General features: G+C 43.4%; 1 protein-coding gene and 1 pseudogene. One reads left to right on the top strand and one right to left on the bottom strand.

Annotation, left to right across the window (positions count from 1 at the left end):
- A pseudogene (locus ACXAFQ_RS20425) lies at positions 1 to 178 on the top strand (IS110 family transposase); the annotation flags it as partial.
- A gap of 14 nt (positions 179 to 192) precedes the next feature.
- On the opposite strand, the gene ACXAFQ_RS20420 reads toward ACXAFQ_RS20425, so the two are convergent.
- On the bottom strand, positions 193 to 945 hold the full coding sequence (locus ACXAFQ_RS20420) for an SDR family oxidoreductase (RefSeq protein WP_474825210.1): 753 nt from the start codon (positions 943 to 945) through the stop codon (positions 193 to 195).
- Between the last annotated feature and the right edge of the window lie 56 nt (positions 946 to 1,001).

Genomic DNA, 1,001 nt, shown 5'->3' with positions numbered 1-1,001 from the left:
GATGCAGTGCAATCCTGTTTTTAAACGCACTTACACCCGACTAGTGGCGGCAGGTAAACCGAAGAAAGTCGCTATTATTGCCTGCGTCAGGAAGATGATTGTCATCCTCAATTCGATGGTGAGAGATGGCGTCATGTGGGAAGAAAAAAACTTCTTAAATTCAGGGTTGACGCCATAGTCGTTTGTTATGCATTACAAGCCACCGGCTAAATCCAGAAAGTTACCTGTGGAAAATGATGATTTTTCAGACGCTAACCAATAAATGGCTTCCGCAACTTCATTAGGTAAACCACCCCGTTGCATCGGAATTTTACTTTTGAGTCGTTCTATACGATCCGGCTCCCCGCCGTCAGCGTGCATATCGGTATAAATCAGTCCAGGGCGAACACAGTTAACTCTGATTCCTTCCGCGGCCACTTCTAACGACAGACCTTTTGTTAACGTGTCGATTGCACCTTTTGACGCAGCATAATCAATGTATTCATTCGGTGAACCTGTTCGAGCTGCTCCCGAAGAAACATTAACTATGATACCACCGAGACCACCATGACGAGTTGACATTCGTTTCACTGCTTCACGACAACACAAGAAGTAACCTGTCACATTGTTTATGAGAATTGAGTTAATCCTCTCTGCACTCATTTCGTCTAAGCGCATCTGCTTCTTTAAGATACCAGCATTGTTGACAAGAACAGAAACAACACCAAGCTCTTGAACAACGGTTTCAAACAGTTTAACAACATCACCTTCTTTGGAAACGTCAGCTTGAACAGCAATACAATGACCACCTAACGCTTTGATTTCTTCAACGAGTGCCTTAGCAGCCTCAGCATTAGATTTGTAATTTATGCATACGGAAAAACCGTTTTGAGCAAAAAGCTTTGCTGTCGCTGCACCAATCCCTCGGCTACCGCCAGTAATAACAACTACTTTTTGAACGCTCATTATTCATCCTTTTTACGCTGAATTTGGTGTAATGCATAACACCCAAATAAGGGGCA

It is taken from the genome of Alteromonas sp. ABH2_165 (genome assembly GCF_056159945.1).
This window is presented reverse-complemented; position numbering and strand designations above follow the sequence as displayed.